Consider the following 16,820-nt stretch of genomic DNA (forward strand, 5'->3'; position numbering starts at 1 on the left):
TCAGGGAAGGTTTGCGTAGCTCCTGGCTTTGGCGAGCAACGGCGCACAAAAGCGATGCTCACAGGTATCAGATACAACAAGGAGGCGACATGCTGACGTTGCATATTATTGCTGGGTCATTTTTATTGTTGTTTGGCATAGGCGCGTTGAGTTTTGCCAAAGGAACGACCAAACACAGATGGTCCGGAAATCTATTTTTCTTATCTATGTTAGTCATGGCGGGCAGTGCTGCTCTGTTTAATGGCGGCCTGACGATGGCGTTACTGACCTTGTACTATGGCTCAACAGCCTGGGCGGTTGTGTTGAGGAAAGAGCGCTCAGTGGGTGCTTTTGAGTTCATTGCAATGCTGGTGATTATCTACATCAGCTTTGATTTGTTTTACTTCGTGTATACCGCTACCGAGCTTTCGGCGACTTTCAAAACCATATTTACCCTTCATGCGGTGATTGCCGCGATGGCTGCGTGTTTAGATGCCAAAATGATACTGAGTGGAGGGCTCAGCGGCAAGCACCGTATGGTCAGGCATACGTGGAGAGCGTGTTTTGCGTTATTAGGTGCGGTGATGTCTTTCTCAGCCAATACATCAGACAGCTGGCCGGATTTCATAGACAGTAATGCGCTGATATATCTGATGATAGGGGTACTTTTCTACTGGGTGATCCGGGTCTTGTTCACCAACTGGTACAATCAAATCACAGATGTGCTGGGCAGCAGTGTGTTGCTTAAAAGACTAATGATGATCAGGCGACCAGCAAACAGCGAATAATGTGGGTGGCAGTGATGCGTGGTGGGCTTTGAGTTGCGCCCACTGTGCACCAAGGTATTTACTCTGTTTTCTCTTTAAACTCGCACAAGTCTTCGATGATACAGCTACCACATTTAGGCTTGCGTGCGGTACAGACGTAGCGACCAAGTAAAATCAGCCAGTGATGGACGTCGACTTTAAACTCCTTTGGCACCACCTTTTCTAGTTTCTCTTCAACTGCGACCACATCTTTACCCATGGCAAATTTGGTACGGTTTGAAACGCGAAAAATGTGTGTATCAACCGCAATGGTTGGCCAGCCGAAAGCACAATTAAGCACTACGTTAGCGGTTTTACGACCGACGCCGGGCAGGGCTTCCAACGCTTCGCGGTTCTCCGGGACTTCTCCACCATGTTGTTCCATCAGAATATGGCACATCTTGTAGACATTATTGGCTTTGGAGTTAAATAAACCGATGGTTTTGATGTAGTCCTTCAGGCCATCTACACCGAGGTCGATAATCGCCTGTGGGGTGTTAGCCACGGGAAACAGCTTACGGGTGGCTTTGTTGACACTCACATCAGTGGCCTGAGCCGACAAAGTGACAGCGACCAGCAGCTCGAAAGGCGAGGTGTATTCCAGTTCAGTCTCCGGGTTAGGATTGTCATCCCGCAGACGGGTGAGAATTTCGTGTCGTTTTGCTTTATTCATAGTACTGACTTACTTGCTGTATGGTTGTGCTGTTGATTTTATCGGTGTTAAGCGGGAAAGTGACGGCTTTCCCGCTGCGAATTAATCTAAGCTGGTGACCCGGGCTCGAGGCGCCTTTTCAGGGTTGCTGATAGGTTCAGCCTGGGCTTCTTTGCGGGCATCGACATAATTTTTGGCAGCAATGATTAAACCGAGTCCTAAAAATGCGCCGGGTGGCAAAATGGCCACCAGGAATTGACTGTCGAACTCGATGATTTCGATCCGCAGTGCCGTTGCCCAGTCGCCCAGTAACAGATTTGCACCATCAAACAGGGTACCCTGGCCAATTAACTCGCGCATAGCGCCAAGTAATACCAGTACAGCACCAAAGCCCAATCCCATCATAATGCCATCCCATGCTGACAGCAGGGGCGTATTTTTAGAGGCGTACGCTTCGGCGCGGCCAATGATGGCACAGTTGGTGACGATAAGTGGAATAAAGATCCCCAATGACTGATACAGACCGAAAGTGTAAGCGTTCATGAGTAGCTGCACGATAGTTACAAAGGCGGCAATGATCATCACAAAGACCGGGATCCGGATGTCTTTGGGTACCCAGTTTCGCACAATGGAAACGGTGACATTGGAGCCAACCAGTACCAGCAAAGTGGCCAGCCCCAGGCCCAAAGCATTGGTGATGGTGCTGGTGACGGCCAGCAATGGACACAGGCCTAGCAGCTGCACGAGTGCGGGGTTGTTTTTCCACATCCCCTCGTGGGCGAGTTGTTTAAATTCACTCATCGATGGCCTCCTGACAGTGGTTTGGCGCGGCAAAGAGCGTGTCAAAATTGCTGCGGGCATACCACGCTGCGGCATTAACGCTCTGAACGACGGCGCGAGGTGTGATAGTCGCACCGGTGAATTGGTCAAATTGGCCGCCATCTTTTTGGACATTAAAAGCCGGGTCTTTTTCCTGAGTTACGACCGTTCCACTGAAACGGGTTATCCAGTCAGACTTTGCCAGCTCGACTTTATCGCCAAGACCGGGGGTTTCTTCATGGCGCGTGACGCGTACGCCGGCGATCTCACCATTATTGTAGACTGCGCTCAGAATGTCGATATTGCCGCTGTAGCCACGCGGTGTAATATGTTGTACCAGCAAGGCGACAGGGGTATCTTGCAGGCGCGCTCGGTAGATGACATGTGGTCCGTTAGGACCCAGCTCAGGCGCACTACTTACCGTGCAGTCCAGATAGAGCTCGTTATCGTATTGCGCCTGTGGAATGACCTGGGTGAGGACGCGCATCAGGTGACGTTGTTCCTGTTTGGCAATTTCTGGCGCCGTAAAGGTTTGTACCAATGCGACGCTACCTGTGGTCGCCAGTGCAAAGGCGGTCAGAATAAAGCCGTTTTTCTTCATTGATGACAGGATCATGAGCTTGCTCCATGCCCGTAAGTACGAGGCTGCGTGTAGTAATCAATCAAAGGCACCGCCATGTTCATGATCAATACGGCAAAGGCGACGGCGTCCGGGTAGCCACCAAAATGACGGATCAGATAAACCAGCAGCCCAATGAGTGCGCCATAGATCAGGCGGCCGCGGTTGGTGGTACTGGCTGACACCGGATCGGTGGCGATAAAAAAGGCGCCCAGCATAGTCGCACCGCTCAGCAGGTGGAACAGGGTACCTGCTTGCGTTGCTGGAGACAGCACAAACCCAAGGCCGCTGCATATCGCCAGGGTCATAATAAACGCCACCGGGATGTGCCAGTTAATGATTTTGGCTTTTAGCAGGTACAAACCGCCTAACAGGTAAGCTAGGTTAACCCACTGCCAGCCTTGTCCTGCATATTCCCCGTACGCAGCATTATCAGTGGCTTCTGAGACAGTCAAATTTTGCGATACGGCCGTTTTGACATGATCTAGCGGGGTAGCTGAGGTAGTACCGTCAATGACCTGGCGTGCTTCCGCAAGTGGCACTCCTGCAAGGGTCTGTTCAGTAAATATGAGTGCCAGTTGATCCAGTACTGACAGTGGTGTTGCCTGTATGTCGATGACTGGTGTCCAGCTGGTCATCTGCACCGGAAAGGAGATCAACAGCAAAACGTATGCAGCCATCGCGGGGTTGAACAGGTTAAAACCCAGACCACCATAGAGCTGTTTGACCATCGCAATGGCAAACACGCAGCCAATTACAGTGACCCACCAGGGGGCCAAAGGCGGAATACTTATCGCCAGCAGCATTGCGGTCAGCCAGGCACTGCCATCGCTGAGTGTTGGCCAGACAGGGCGACCACGCAGTTTCATCATCACGGCTTCGGTCGCACTGACCGTAAGCAGCGCCAGTACTAGCTGGAATAAGGTGCCGGCACCGAAAAAGTAACTTTGTACCAGAATACCGGGAACACACGCGGCGATCACTGTCAGCATCAGGCGGCTAAGTGTTTTATGGCTGTGATTGTGGGGCGATGAAGCCATGGTTAATTTCATGACAGATCATTTCCTTCTTGGTCTTTGGCGGCAGCCTGCTTTTTCGCTTTTGCGCGTGCCACAGCGGCTTTAATTGCCGCCTGACGTTTTTCTTCCGCGCTCAGGGGCGCATCATTCTCGGTCGCTGAATCGGCCGTTTCTGCGTCTGCTTGTTGCTCAGCTTCTTTGGCGGCTTTTTTCGCCTTGGCACGGGCAATGGCAGCTGCAACGGCGGCTTTGCGAGGATCTTCCGGTTCAGCGTCAGTCTCTGCAGGCTCTGCGTCTGCTTGCTGCTCGGCTTCTTTGGCGGCTTTCTTCGCCTTGGCACGGGCAATGGCAGCTGCAACGGCGGCTTTGCGAGGATCTTCCGGTTCAGCGTCAGTCTGTGCAGGCTCTGCGTCTGCTTGCAGCTCAGCTTCTTTGGCGGCTTTCTTCGCCTTGGCACGGGCAATGGCAGCTGCAACGGCGGCCTTGCGAGGATCTTCCGGTTCAGCGTCAGTCTGTGCAGGCTCTGCGTCTGCTTGCTGTTCAGCTTCTTTGGCGGCTTTCTTCGCCTTGGCTCGGGCAATAGCAGCTGCAACGGCGGCCTTGCGAGGATCGTCCGGTTCAGCGTCAGTCTCTGCAGGCTCTGCGTCTGCTTGTTGCTCGGCCTCTTTGGCGGCTTTCTTAGCCTTAGCGCGGGCAATGGCAGCGGCAACGGCGGCCTTACGGGGATCTTCCGGTTCAGCGTCATTACTGACCGGCTCTGGGTCTGCTTGCTGCTCGGTCTCTTTGGCGGCTTTCTTCGCCTTGGCACGGGCAATGGCAGCTGCAACGGCGGCCTTGCGAGGATCTTCCGGTTCAGCGTCAGTCTCTGCAGGCTCTGCGTCTGCTTGTTGCTCGGCCTCTTGGGCGGCTTTCTTTGCCTTAGCACGGGCAATGGCAGCTGCGACGGCGGCCTTGCGCGGATCGCTGTCTGCCTCTTCGTTTTGTTGTTGCGCTGGCTGATCATCCTGTTGCGCTGCTTTTTTGGCTTTAGCACGTGCTATTGCGGCAGCGACAGCTGCTTTACGCGGATCGTCGGTTGCTGTTTGCGGTTCAGCTGCATCACTTTGTTGGGCCGCTTTTTTGGCCTTGGCGCGTGCTATCGCAGCAGCAACGGCATCTTTGCGCGACCCTTCTCCACCGGCATGCATTTCAGGTGAAGCCTGGGCGTCTTTTTCTGCTTTATACTGACGCGCTTTTTCTTTTCGCTTAGCGCGCTCCAGCGCGACCTCTGAATTGTCTGGTTCCAGTGTGCCATCAGCGGCTTTTTTAGCCTTCGCTCTTTCGATGGCGGCCTGCACCGCTGACTGACTGTCTTTTTTCTGTTTAACGCGCTCCATTGCCGCACTGACTTTGTCTTGTTGCTCGGCATTGCGAGGGGTGCTGCGTGCTGGCCGTTTATGACGATTCTGGCGTTCTTCCTGATCGCGTTCGAGTCGCTCTTTACGTGCCTCAAAGCGTTCTTTAGCCCGCTCAGCCTTCACTTTTTCGAGCTTCTGTTCACGGATCTCTGCTTTGGCAACGCGATAATACTGGACCAGTGGAATTTCACTCGGGCAGACATAGGCACAGGCACCACATTCGATACAGTCGAACAGGTTGTGCTCTTCGAGTTTGTCGTACTCTTTACCTTTGGCAAACCATTGTAATTGCTGTGGCAGCAGCGTTTGTGGGCAGGCGTCGGCACAGGCACTACAGCGAATACAAGCTTGCTCGGGGCCGGCAACGGCCAGTTCCTGGTTATCCGGGGCCAGAATACAGTTGGTGGTTTTTACCACCGGGATCCGTACCGTTGGCAGAGTAAAGCCCATCATAGGTCCACCCATGATGACGCGTTGGTCAGTAACGGGTTCAAAGCCCTGGCAGGTAAGTAAGTGCTTAATTTCAGTGCCCAGTAATGCCCAGACATTTTGTGGGGTCTGGATGGTGTTACCGGTTATGGTCACTACACGTTCAATCAGAGGCTTGCCTTTAGATACGGCTTCGCTAACAGCGAACAAAGTGCCGACATTCTGCACCAGAACACCGACATCTGCTGGGATCCCGCCGCTAGGGACTTCTTTCGAAGTAAGCACTTGTATTAGCTGCTTTTCACCACCCGAGGGGTATTTGACGGGTAGGCTGCGGATGAGGATCTTACTATTATGTGCCGCAGCGGCTGTCATGGCTTCGATGGCTTCGGGTTTATTGGTTTCGATACCGACCAGGACATATTCAGGATTAAGCAGATGCTGCATAATCTCGATACCCTGTACAATTTGCTCGGCATGTTCGCGCATCAACAGATCATCGGCGGTGATATACGGCTCACATTCCACGCCATTGACCACTAAAAACTCGATGGGTTTATGCTTGGCGCTGTCGGCCTTTACATAGGTTGGGAACCCTGCACCACCCATTCCGGCAATACCGGCATGATGAATAATGTCAATCAAGGCCTGATTGTCTAACTGCTTATAGTCTGTCACCGGGTTAAGCTCACACCAGCGGTCTTCGCCATCAGGGGTGAGGATGATACTTAGCTCAGGTAGCGCAGAAGGGTGCGCAGAAGGCATTGGCTTGATATCACTGATCACACCGGACGTCGGGGCATGTACCGGTAATGACCAGTTTGCGCCCGGGCGGGTTAATGCCTGGCCTTTATGTACGGTATCTCCTTTATTGACCAGCAGCTGGCCATTGGCACCTATGTGTTGTTTCAGGGGGAGAACCAGATAATCGGGCAGGGGAATACGACCAATACTCGCCTGGTTTGACACAGATTTTTGCTCCGGTGGATGAATACCACCGGGAAACTGCCACAATTTACCGTGTTCAATTTGTTCAAGTAAAGTTTCCACTTAACCCTCTTAGTCGATTTGCTTTACAGGAATAGCATCTATCTGCCATTTCCAGGTTTGTACGGTTTGTGCCACCGGGATCATATCAATACAATCGACAGGGCAGGGGTCAACACACAGGTCACAGCCGGTACATTCATCGGCAATGACGGTGTGCATCTGGCGAGTCGCACCAACAATGGCATCAACCGGGCAGGCCTGAATGCATTTCGTGCAGCCAATGCATTCATCTTCGCGTATATAGGCGACTTTTTTAATGGGCTCTGCCTCTTCACCACCTGCCAGCGGTTTGGCTTCAACTCCCATTAAGTCGGCGAGCTTTTTGACCGTCGCTTCACCGCCTGGTGGACATTTATTGACGTCATCGCCGTTAGCAATGGCCTCTGCATAAGGACGACATCCCGGGTATCCACATTGACCACATTGGGTTTGTGGCAATATGGCATCTACCTGATCAACAATGGGGTTGCTTTCAACCCGATACTTTACGGCTGCGTAGCCGAGAATAAGGCCAAATACCAGCGCCAGCGCGCCGATGGCGATAAGTGCGTAAAAAAATAGTGTCATCTCAGAACTTCACCAATCCAGAAAAACCCATGAAGGCCAGTGACATTAGTCCGGCAGTGATCATAGCAATCGATGCGCCTTTAAATGGTGTGGGCACATCTGCGACAGCCAGGCGTTCTCGTAACGCGGCAAATAAAACCAGCACTAATGAAAAGCCCACAGCGGCACCGAAACCGTACACGGCGGAGCCGATAAAAGTGTGATCATTTTTGATGTTAAGTAGTGCGACCCCTAATACAGCGCAGTTGGTGGTGATCAGAGGTAAAAAGATACCAAGTAATCGGTACAAGGTTGGGCTGGTCTTGCGAACGACCATCTCTGTGAATTGCACTACCACGGCAATCACTAAAATAAAGCTCATTGTGCGTAGGAAGGTAAGATCCAGGGGAAGCAAAATGTACTGATTAACCAGATAACTTGTGACAGATGCCAGTGTCAGTACAAAGGTTGTCGCAAGTGACATGCCGATGGCAGTCTCCAGTTTGCCCGACACACCCATAAATGGGCATAAACCCAGGAATTGTACCAATACAAAGTTATTTACCAACACTGTGCCAATAAGCAACAGAATATACTCTGTCATGCTTGCCCCTTAGTGTGAATGAATTTACAGAGAACCAGAATAGACTGAGAATTCTAACAATTTCGGGCCAGAGATCACAGTATTTAGCCAGGTGAGAGGAGGGAAAGTTTGTTAAAAATGGCTATTAAAGTTGACAATAGGGCAATAAACTCGCCCTATTGTCATCAGAGTGTCAAACTTCTTTTGGCTTTTCGATGTAGTAACCCTGAACGCCGTCAAGACATAAGGTCTCAACGATGTGCTTTTCTTCCTGGCTTTCGACCCCTTCGGCAAACACACTGACCCCAATGCGATGCGCAAGGTCGACCATCAGACGCATGAAGTACTGGTTATTTTTGTCTTCTTCCAGGCCTCGGGTGTAGCTTGCATCCATCTTAATAAAGTCAGGTTTCAGGTCGCGGAAGAACTTAAAGGAGGTGAGTCCAACACCGAAACGTTCAACTGTGATACGGGCACCAACCCGGTGTACCATATCGATAAAGCGTTTACTGGCTTTAATATTCTGCTGCAAGCCAAATTCGCTGACTTCAAAGATCAGCTTAGATGCCAGGTTGGCTTCTTTTAACAGTCGGCGCTCAAGCCAGATAACAAACTGATCACTGTGGGCACTGGACGCCGTGACATTGATGCCGAAGAACTTTTCATTGAAATTGCGAGATTTAATCATCTCAATCGAGGTATCAATGATGAGCTGATCAATTTCTACAGCCATTTCCAACTTTTCGGCCATCGCCAGGAAAGACGCGGTAGGCAGCATTTGCCCGTCCTCAGTTTTAAAGCGTGCCTGTATTTCGGCATACGCTTTAACATTTTTCCCAATTGGCATGATGTTTTGCATCATCAGCATAACGCGGCGGCTTTCAATGACTTCACGGATAACACGTCGCCAGTTTTGGTTACCAAATCCGGCACCAACATTATTAACCAAGTCCGTTTCTCGCTGCAGATGCCAGGCGTTGGCTTGCTTGCTCTGTGCCATACTCATGGCGTTATCCACCACAGATAGCAATTCACCTAATGGCTTACCTGATTCGTAAGGCACAATACCAGTGTTGGCGACTGAACTTAATTCTTGGTTTTGCTGATACTGAGTAAATCTGGCTTGCAGGGTTTCGCCAAAACGTTCAGCTTCTTTTGACGGGATATTCGGCAAAATAACCGCAAAGTCGGAGCTGTTGAGACGGAACACCTGACTGCCCGTATAAGTACCACTAACGTGCTTAACAATGTCAGCAATCCCTTTAATATATAGATCGCCCTTTTGATAACCTCGGGTCTGGTTAATCATTTGCAGCTCGCTGCAACGCACCATGGCAAGTGAGCCAAAACTCTTATCACTGGCAGATTCGATCTGGTGTTCGTAATATTCAACAAACATATTACGGTTACCAAGACCGGTCACCACATCTTTATAGGCTTCTTGCTTTATTGTTTGGGCAGCAGACTTAATGTCTTCCTGTTTGCTCTTCAGAAAGTGGGCAAGTCGGTTGAATGAAGGGGCCAGCTCAGCGCCCAAATCAGCCACTTTATTGGTATTGAAATCCTGATCTATGCTTTCCGACACTTGGTTTTGGGTGATATAGATGTCAACCGCATCGGCAACGGTCATACTGACATTCCGATTTAGCTTGCGATAAATCGTCTTCATATAAAAGATAGGGAAAAAGGCCATCAGTGCTGAGATGATGATCATAAAAATCAATGCTTGCTGCAGCAGTGCAGCCTGACTCTCCACATTAATCAGGAACTCTATTTTAATGTCTTTACTTTTGTTGACCGCAAATTGCGGGCGTATGGAGTTCATTGTATCTGCGATGATACCCGCCAGTACTGGCATTTCGCTCTGAGTATTGATGTTCAAAACGGTTTGTCCGGCAAAGTCGCGGACAATAAAAGAAGAAAATACATTGCCACTGCCCAAAGATAAGCGTATGTGCTCAGGCGTGACATCCGCCATGGTTTTTTCCTGAATATAGTTACTCACCATGCTTTGTGCATTTTGCTGGGCTCTGCTGACGGCGTTATCAAAGCTGCTTGCGATCAAGAAGCTACCAAGCGCAGAAAAAACAATCCAGGAAATGAGCTGGAGAAATATAAGTTTTTTAAAACCTGCCATTGTTATTCATCTACCTGAAATTGGGATTAAATTCCATTCGTCGACTGACTTGCATCAGCAGCTTTTTTGAGGAGTGAAATAGCCGCCTAGAATGCCTGTAGGGTAGAGCATTCATTAGAAAAAGTCTAATATATTCGAACAATTGAAAAAAGATATACAAGAAAAACAAGAATAATTTAGAAGAGAGTAGTAGGTTGGCTCCCCCTCCCCGACTCGAACGGGGGACCTGCGGATTAACAGTCCGTCGCTCTAACCAACTGAGCTAAGGGGGAACAAGTATGAACTTACTCTAAATGGCTCCCCCTCCCCGACTCGAACGGGGGACCTGCGGATTAACAGTCCGTCGCTCTAACCAACTGAGCTAAGGGGGAACTTCTAGAGTATAAACGATAAGCCAATAAAGTATGGCTCCCCCTCCCCGACTCGAACGGGGGACCTGCGGATTAACAGTCCGTCGCTCTAACCAACTGAGCTAAGGGGGAATCGTTTTATATTGAAAGATTGGCTCCCCCTCCCCGACTCGAACGGGGGACCTGCGGATTAACAGTCCGTCGCTCTAACCAACTGAGCTAAGGGGGAAGCATGTCTCTCAACGGGGCGAAATATTAATGACCGCTAGGCAAGGTGTCAACAATAAAAATCATTGAATTGTAAAAAAGCAGTCCGTTCGTTGAATTAATGCGCGATTTGCCCCTTTTTTAGCTGCCTGTTTAGCCTCTGGATGGCAATAGCAGCCATTGTGAACGTAGAGCAGGGGATTCGGTCCAGCCACGAAATGTATAATTTTTGGTGTTTATGTCTTATTTTTGTTCGAAGAGAGCTTTTTTTACACTTTAGTTGGGATCAATAATGATTGCCTTGTGAGATCCGCGAAAGATCCCGAAAATGATCGAATAACAATCCAGTATAATTGGAATTTATTGCACAAAAATTACTCAATATATACAGAATTATTGCATATAAATGTTGTGGAATATTAAAAGTTATTACATATCAATTGGTTATGCTGTTTTTGCTCGTTTTGCCTCAAATTTGCAATATTTTAATATTGGTCTAATGAGATGCGATCCTGCTCTGTATTGTGGCCTGATCCCAATCTGGCGGTTTCAGGATCATCGCATATGTCGCGATCCTTTGTCTGGATCGTAGGCTAGGCCTTTATTTTTAAAGGCTGAGATAAGTTATCCACGGAATCTGTGGATAACATTGTTTATTAAACTTTAAAAAGTCTTACAAAGCCAGTTATTCCGGGGCATAGCGACGATGCAAGGGTTTTGGTAAAAAATATTTTGTTGTTATTATTCAAAGCTTTATCAAATTTGCACCAATCTGGAATGAGAAATGCACAATATGACGGATTTATTTCTTACCAGCACCAACAATGTGCAAAAAGTGACCCGAATCAAGTTCTGATACGATAAAAAACCGACTTTTTCCTAAATATGTTTGAGTTGGTGTGAAATACCCCAATAAAACAATTTTATTGACCTATCTAGGCGTGGTAAGCATTCTGGCATAAATCGCTTTCATTATTGTATGCCCGTGAATGAGCAACTTAGTGTAAGCGCATTGAGATAGAGGCAAAATGCAACAAGGTGTGACATCTAGATAGGCAGGGTGTACGTATAGTATCTACCTATAAATGGCTGTTTAATTGAGTGCATCCCAGAGGGTGATCCTTTAGAATACCCGCTTCTACATGAGGTAAAGCAAACTATGTCCGCAGTTAGTCAATCAAGTCCAGGTAGTGATATTCTCAATGGGTCAATCGCCCTAACGCTCAGACGTATGACCGTCCCTATGATATTTGGCATGATCACTCTGATGAGTTTTAACTTAATTGATACCTTTTTCATTAGTTTGCTAGGTACAGAGCCGCTGGCAGCAGTGAGCTTTACTTTCCCTGTTACCTTTACTGTCATCAGTCTTGCAATCGGACTTGGTATTGGTACGTCGGCGGTCATTGCTAAAGCTTTGGGCGCTAATAATATGGATGAAGCTAAGTTTGATGGGTTTGTCGCTTTATTAGTCTCCGCGGTGATGGTTGCTGTTTTGTCGCTCATTGGCTATGTATTAATTGAGCCTATATTCACTTTACTGGGCGCAAGTCCGCAAACCATGCCTTATATCTACGACTATATTTCGATTTGGTTTGCAGGGGCTGTGTTCTTAATTATGCCGATGATAGGCAACTCTATCCTCAGGGCCAGTGGAGATACGAAAACACCAAGCCTGATTATGGGCTTGGGTGGACTTATTAATGCGATCCTGGACCCTTTGCTGATTTTTGGTTACGGTCCATTTCCTGAACTCGGCGTGAAAGGTGCTGCGATAGCCAGTGTGATAGCCTGGAGCGTTGGTGTTGTATTTATTCTATATTTACTGGCGGTTAAGAAGCGTTTACTACAATTCTCCAGTCCCCAGCAGAGCATTTTTCAGGCGACCAGTAAAATACTCAAGATTGGCTTACCAGCAGCCGGGGCGAATATGCTCACGCCAATTGCCATGGCAGTCATGACCGCAATTATTGCCACTTATGGCGCAGAAGCTGTGGCTGCGTTTGGTGTTGGCAGTCGTATAGAATCTATTGCCAGCCTCGTGGTATTGGCGCTGTCTATGACTTTACCTCCTTTTGTTAGTCAGAACTTCGGTGCTCAGAAATATCAGCGTGTTGAAGATGCCTATCGGACTACCTTGAAATTTGTGATGGCATGGCAATTTGCTATCTACATCTTGCTTATTGCAGCTTCACACTGGATCAGTCAGGCATTTGGTGATGAACCTCAGGTGATAGACATTATTAAACTATTTATCTATACCTTGCCTCTGAGTTATGGTTTGCAAGGGGTCATCATTCTCACTAATTCGTCATTTAATGCATTACATAAGCCAATGCGGGCATTAGTTTTGAGCATAATTCGTCTGTTTATATTTTATGTGCCCTGTGCCTACCTGGGGTCACATTTTGCTGGTATCCAGGGGCTGTTTATTGGTGCTGCAATTGGTAACCTGTTCACCGCCATGTTGGCGTATAAATGGTTTACAAGTACCCTAAATGCGATGCAAGTGAGCCAACCTCAGGAGAAAACAGTATGAGTGATGTCTTTGACCTGGTTTCCGAGTTTTCACCCAATGGCGATCAGCCTACGGCCATCGCACAGTTATGCGACGGATTAGAAGCCGGCCTGGCACATCAGACCTTGCTAGGGGCAACCGGTACAGGTAAAACCTTTACCATGGCCAATATTATTCATAACTTGAATCGGCCAACCATTATTATGGCGCACAATAAAACGCTCGCGGCGCAGTTGTATGGTGAGATGAAAGAGTTTTTCCCCAACAATGCGGTCGAGTATTTTGTCTCTTATTATGATTATTACCAGCCTGAAGCGTATGTCGTTGCCAGTGATACCTTTATAGAAAAAGACGCTTCAATCAATGAACATATAGAACAGATGCGTTTGTCTGCGACAAAAGCCTTGTTGGAACGCCGGGATACGATCATTGTTGCTTCGGTTTCTGCGATTTATGGTTTGGGCGACCCAGACTCTTACATGAAAATGATGCTGTTGCTTAAAGTGGGTGAAACCATGGAGCAACGAGCTATGTTGAGACGCCTGGCGGAACTTCAATATACCCGCAACGATATGGATTTTAGTCGTGGCACATATCGGGTCAGGGGGGAAGTTATTGACATCTTTCCGGCAGAATCGGATACCTATGCGATCCGGGTGGAAATGTTCGATGAAGAAATTGAACGTATCAGTATGTTTGACCCGCTCACCGGTGCTGTTGAAAAGCACTTAGTGCGCGCCACGATTTACCCAAAAACTCACTACGTCACGCCGCGCGAGAAAATCTTAGATGCGATTGAGAAAATCAAACTGGAACTCAAAGAGCGTCGCAATAAATTGTTGACTGACAATCGGCTGGTAGAAGAGCAGCGGGTTGCTCAGCGTACGCAATATGATATTGAGATGATGACGGAGCTTGGATATTGCTCAGGCATTGAAAACTATAGCCGCTATTTATCTGGACGAGCTCCCGGTGAGCCACCGCCAACCTTACTGGATTATTTGCCAGACGATGCGCTCATGATCATTGATGAATCTCATGTCACGGTGTCACAGATAGGTGCTATGTATAAGGGAGATCGCAGCCGTAAAGAAAACCTGGTTGAATATGGATTCAGGTTGCCCTCTGCCATGGACAATCGTCCCCTCAAATTCGAAGAGTTTGAGGCGATAGCACCGCAAACGATTTATGTTTCGGCGACACCAGGTGATTATGAAATTGAGCGCTCTAGTGGGGAAGTGGCTGAGCAGGTGATCCGTCCGACAGGACTACTCGATCCTATATTGGAAGTGCGCCCGGTTACGACTCAGGTTGATGATCTGCTCTCGGAAATCTATCGACGGGTTGAGCTGCAGGAGCGGGTTCTCGTTACAACGCTGACCAAGCGCATGGCGGAAGACTTGACCGACTACCTCAATGATCATGATGTCCGGGTGCGTTATTTACACTCGGATATAGATACTGTGGAGCGTATGGAGATTATCCGTGATTTGCGCAAAGGTGTCTTTGATGTGTTGGTTGGTATTAACTTACTACGTGAAGGCCTGGACATGCCAGAAGTGTCATTGGTGGCGATTCTGGATGCAGATAAAGAAGGCTTTTTACGCTCGACCCGCTCTCTGATCCAGACGATTGGTCGGGCTGCGCGACACATTAATGGTAAAGCGATTTTGTATGGTGACGTGGTAACTAAGTCCATGCGTCAGGCAATCGATGAAACGGAGCGGCGTCGTGCCATTCAACATGCTTATAATGAAAAGCATGGCCTGAAACCACAAGCCTTGGTTAAAAAGATCACTGATGTAATGGACTTAGGTGAAGAAGTGTCGCCGGAACAAGCTGCGAAGATCTCGAAAACAGAGAAGCGGCCGGCGGTTGCCAAGCAGGGTCAGAGTGTGACTGAACTCACAGAGCAGATTAAGCAATTAGAGTCTCAGATGATGCAGTATGCGCGTGAGTTGGAGTTTGAGAAAGCGGCGAGTATACGCGATGAAGTGCAGCTATTACAGCAGCAATTATTACAGAGCTAATACTAAACGCGCAGCCTGTAGCTGCGCGTTTTACTTCTTTATTTAGAAGCGATAGCTGACACCTACACCCAAACTTGAGGTATCTAGGTCGCCCATATCCATATATTGGATAGCCGCATTAACTGACAGACCGCTGTCCCAATCGTATTGCCAGCCGGCCTCTGCTAAAAAGCTGACACCATCTTCTTCGACCATGTTTTTACCTTTGTAGCCAATTTCGTAATCGTAATAGTGTGCACCGACCTTACCGTATAAGTAGTTATTCTCGGTGAGCTGATACTGGCCTTTTACTGCAAGTACAAAGTTGTCATAGTCCAACTCGTTTGCGCCAATTTCAAATAACGCCTTGTCATTGCGTGTACAGGTAAATTTGTCGTCGTTGTCATCTGTACATTTCCACTCATCCGCTTCCATACCTGTGTTGATACCCGCTTCCAGCGCCCAGGTAGAATCATACTGATAGTTATAATATGCATAAACATGCGTAACGCCATCCCCATCCTGATCAGAGCTTTTATAAGAAGCGCTGCCGCCGAATAGTTGTGCACCTACGCGGTGTTGTTCATCATGTTGTGCAGCCTGTGATGCGAAAGAGGCTGAAACTGCAAAAACGAGTGTGAGGAGAGATAAAGATTTCATTGCTGTCATTCCGTTTGATTAACTTGCTGACAAGTTTAAGCAGACTCCTTGTGAGAGTCTGTTTGTGGCCTGTCATAAAATGTAAGCGCATGTAGGGTGAATGTGAGCAAAGATTAATGGACTAATCAATACTTTGGATTGCATCACAGATAGTGCGTAGATCATCTTCCTTCACCGGGTTAGCAGTCGTATTGCTTCTGATCAGCACCACTTCAATGGCTGGGAGTGCAGGAAGACCTGAGTGTGTAATGATATTAAGATCCTGTGCGCTACTTTTTGCCAATGCGCCTACCGCCAGGTCTGCTTTTACCAACGCGCGTAAAGCCGAAGCGCTGCCACAATTTGCGATGACTTTAAAGGGTCGTTCCTGTTTCATCAGGCCTTCGGTGGCTGCCTGATGAAAGCGGCAATCTCGCTGAAATATGGCCAGTGGCAATGGGACTTGGGAGCTTGGTGTCCCTACCCAGACACCTTGATCATGATAGAGGAGTAACCCTTCCTCAGAACCCGGACTGCGCGTAATGATGCCTAAATCCAATTCGCCCTGGTCTAACGCATCTTTTATTCGATTGCTGGACATACAGTGAATATCCAGTTCCAGGTTTGCCCAGTGTTGATGTAGCTGGTTAACGAGTGCAGGTAAAATAGTCTCAGCATAATCGTCAGGACACCCAAGTCTGAGCTGAGTTATGTGTTCGCTGCTGCGCATGGAGGCCAGGGTATCATCGTGTAAACGCACTAACCGTCTGGCATAGCGCATCAAAGTGTGCCCATCCTGAGTCAGATGTAGTTTACGACCAGACTTCTCAAATAAGGGTTTCCCTACGTCCTGCTGGAGTTTTTTCATCTGCATACTGATTGCTGACTGAGTTCGGTGCAGCTGGCTGGCCGCACGGGTAAAGCTGCCGTTTTCAACACAGGCGATAAAGCTACGAAGAGATTCTATGTCCATATCCATAAGAGATATTGATGTTTGATATCAGAATTATCCGCTGGTTTAAGATTAATATGCAACCTAAAGTAGAGCAGCTAACAAATAC

General features: G+C 48.4%; 13 protein-coding genes and 4 tRNA genes. 3 read left to right on the forward strand and 14 right to left on the reverse strand.

The genetic code is table 11. From position 1 onward, the window contains the following. The first annotated feature begins 89 nt into the window (after positions 1 to 89). Entirely contained in the window at positions 90 to 767 is a 678-nt protein-coding gene (locus tag QNM19_RS13550) for a hypothetical protein (protein WP_049866266.1), read from the forward strand. A gap of 58 nt (positions 768 to 825) precedes the next feature. Here the strand turns inward: QNM19_RS13550 and nth are convergent, their stop codons facing one another. The 12 genes from nth to QNM19_RS13610 form a co-directional block, all read right to left on the reverse strand. Continuing rightward, positions 826 to 1,458 carry an endonuclease III gene (gene nth, locus QNM19_RS13555; RefSeq protein WP_049866267.1) on the reverse strand — a complete coding sequence of 211 codons (633 nt, stop codon included), beginning with the start codon at positions 1,456 to 1,458 and terminating at the stop codon, positions 826 to 828. A gap of 81 nt (positions 1,459 to 1,539) precedes the next feature. Next, a complete protein-coding gene (locus QNM19_RS13560; RefSeq protein ID WP_049866268.1) occupies positions 1,540 to 2,238 on the reverse strand; it encodes an electron transport complex subunit E in 699 nt (232 codons plus the stop codon). Then, complete coding sequence (gene rsxG / locus QNM19_RS13565) at positions 2,231 to 2,872, reverse strand: electron transport complex subunit RsxG (protein WP_049866269.1); 642 nt, start codon at positions 2,870 to 2,872, stop codon at positions 2,231 to 2,233. The genes QNM19_RS13560 and rsxG overlap by 8 nt, the downstream gene beginning before the upstream one ends. Then, positions 2,869 to 3,927 carry an electron transport complex subunit RsxD gene (gene rsxD / locus QNM19_RS13570; RefSeq protein WP_284026794.1) on the reverse strand — a complete coding sequence of 353 codons (1,059 nt, stop codon included), beginning with the start codon at positions 3,925 to 3,927 and terminating at the stop codon, positions 2,869 to 2,871. Before rsxD ends, rsxG begins: the two co-directional genes overlap by 4 nt. After that, positions 3,924 to 6,770: an electron transport complex subunit RsxC gene (rsxC, locus tag QNM19_RS13575; RefSeq protein ID WP_284026795.1), complete on the reverse strand. Its 2,847-nt coding sequence runs from the start codon at positions 6,768 to 6,770 to the stop codon at positions 3,924 to 3,926. Before rsxC ends, rsxD begins: the two co-directional genes overlap by 4 nt. Positions 6,771 to 6,779: 9 nt before the next feature. After that, positions 6,780 to 7,337, reverse strand: coding sequence for an electron transport complex subunit RsxB (rsxB, locus tag QNM19_RS13580; protein WP_010386489.1), 558 nt, complete (start codon positions 7,335 to 7,337; stop codon positions 6,780 to 6,782). A 1-nt stretch (position 7,338) separates the two neighbouring features. Next, positions 7,339 to 7,920, reverse strand: coding sequence for an electron transport complex subunit RsxA (gene rsxA, locus QNM19_RS13585; RefSeq protein ID WP_049865909.1), 582 nt, complete (start codon positions 7,918 to 7,920; stop codon positions 7,339 to 7,341). Between the two features lie 172 nt (positions 7,921 to 8,092). Further along, positions 8,093 to 10,036: an EAL domain-containing protein gene (locus tag QNM19_RS13590; protein ID WP_284026796.1), complete on the reverse strand. Its 1,944-nt coding sequence runs from the start codon at positions 10,034 to 10,036 to the stop codon at positions 8,093 to 8,095. Positions 10,037 to 10,231: 195 nt separating this feature from the next. Further along, a tRNA-Asn gene (locus tag QNM19_RS13595) sits at positions 10,232 to 10,308 on the reverse strand. Between the two features lie 22 nt (positions 10,309 to 10,330). Beyond that, positions 10,331 to 10,407 (reverse strand) — tRNA-Asn (locus QNM19_RS13600). 34 nt (positions 10,408 to 10,441) lie between these two features. Next, a tRNA-Asn gene (locus tag QNM19_RS13605) sits at positions 10,442 to 10,518 on the reverse strand. Between the two features lie 20 nt (positions 10,519 to 10,538). Then, positions 10,539 to 10,615, reverse strand: a tRNA-Asn gene (locus QNM19_RS13610). Between the two features lie 1,137 nt (positions 10,616 to 11,752). Here QNM19_RS13610 and QNM19_RS13615 point away from each other — a divergent pair. Together QNM19_RS13615 and uvrB are read left to right on the forward strand one after the other, a co-directional pair. Then, positions 11,753 to 13,132, forward strand: coding sequence for an MATE family efflux transporter (locus QNM19_RS13615; protein ID WP_284026797.1), 1,380 nt, complete (start codon positions 11,753 to 11,755; stop codon positions 13,130 to 13,132). Then, entirely contained in the window at positions 13,129 to 15,141 is a 2,013-nt protein-coding gene (gene uvrB / locus QNM19_RS13620) for an excinuclease ABC subunit UvrB (RefSeq protein ID WP_049864594.1), read from the forward strand. Before QNM19_RS13615 ends, uvrB begins: the two co-directional genes overlap by 4 nt. Positions 15,142 to 15,183: 42 nt before the next feature. Here the strand turns inward: uvrB and QNM19_RS13625 are convergent, their stop codons facing one another. Continuing rightward, positions 15,184 to 15,780, reverse strand: coding sequence for a porin family protein (locus QNM19_RS13625; RefSeq protein ID WP_049864595.1), 597 nt, complete (start codon positions 15,778 to 15,780; stop codon positions 15,184 to 15,186). A gap of 121 nt (positions 15,781 to 15,901) precedes the next feature. Next, on the reverse strand, positions 15,902 to 16,732 hold the full coding sequence (locus QNM19_RS13630; RefSeq protein ID WP_049864604.1) for a LysR substrate-binding domain-containing protein: 831 nt from the start codon (positions 16,730 to 16,732) through the stop codon (positions 15,902 to 15,904). Positions 16,733 to 16,820 lie beyond the last annotated feature (88 nt).

It is taken from the genome of Pseudoalteromonas ardens, assembly GCF_030125445.1.
Lineage (GTDB): Bacteria > Pseudomonadota > Gammaproteobacteria > Enterobacterales > Alteromonadaceae > Pseudoalteromonas > Pseudoalteromonas ardens.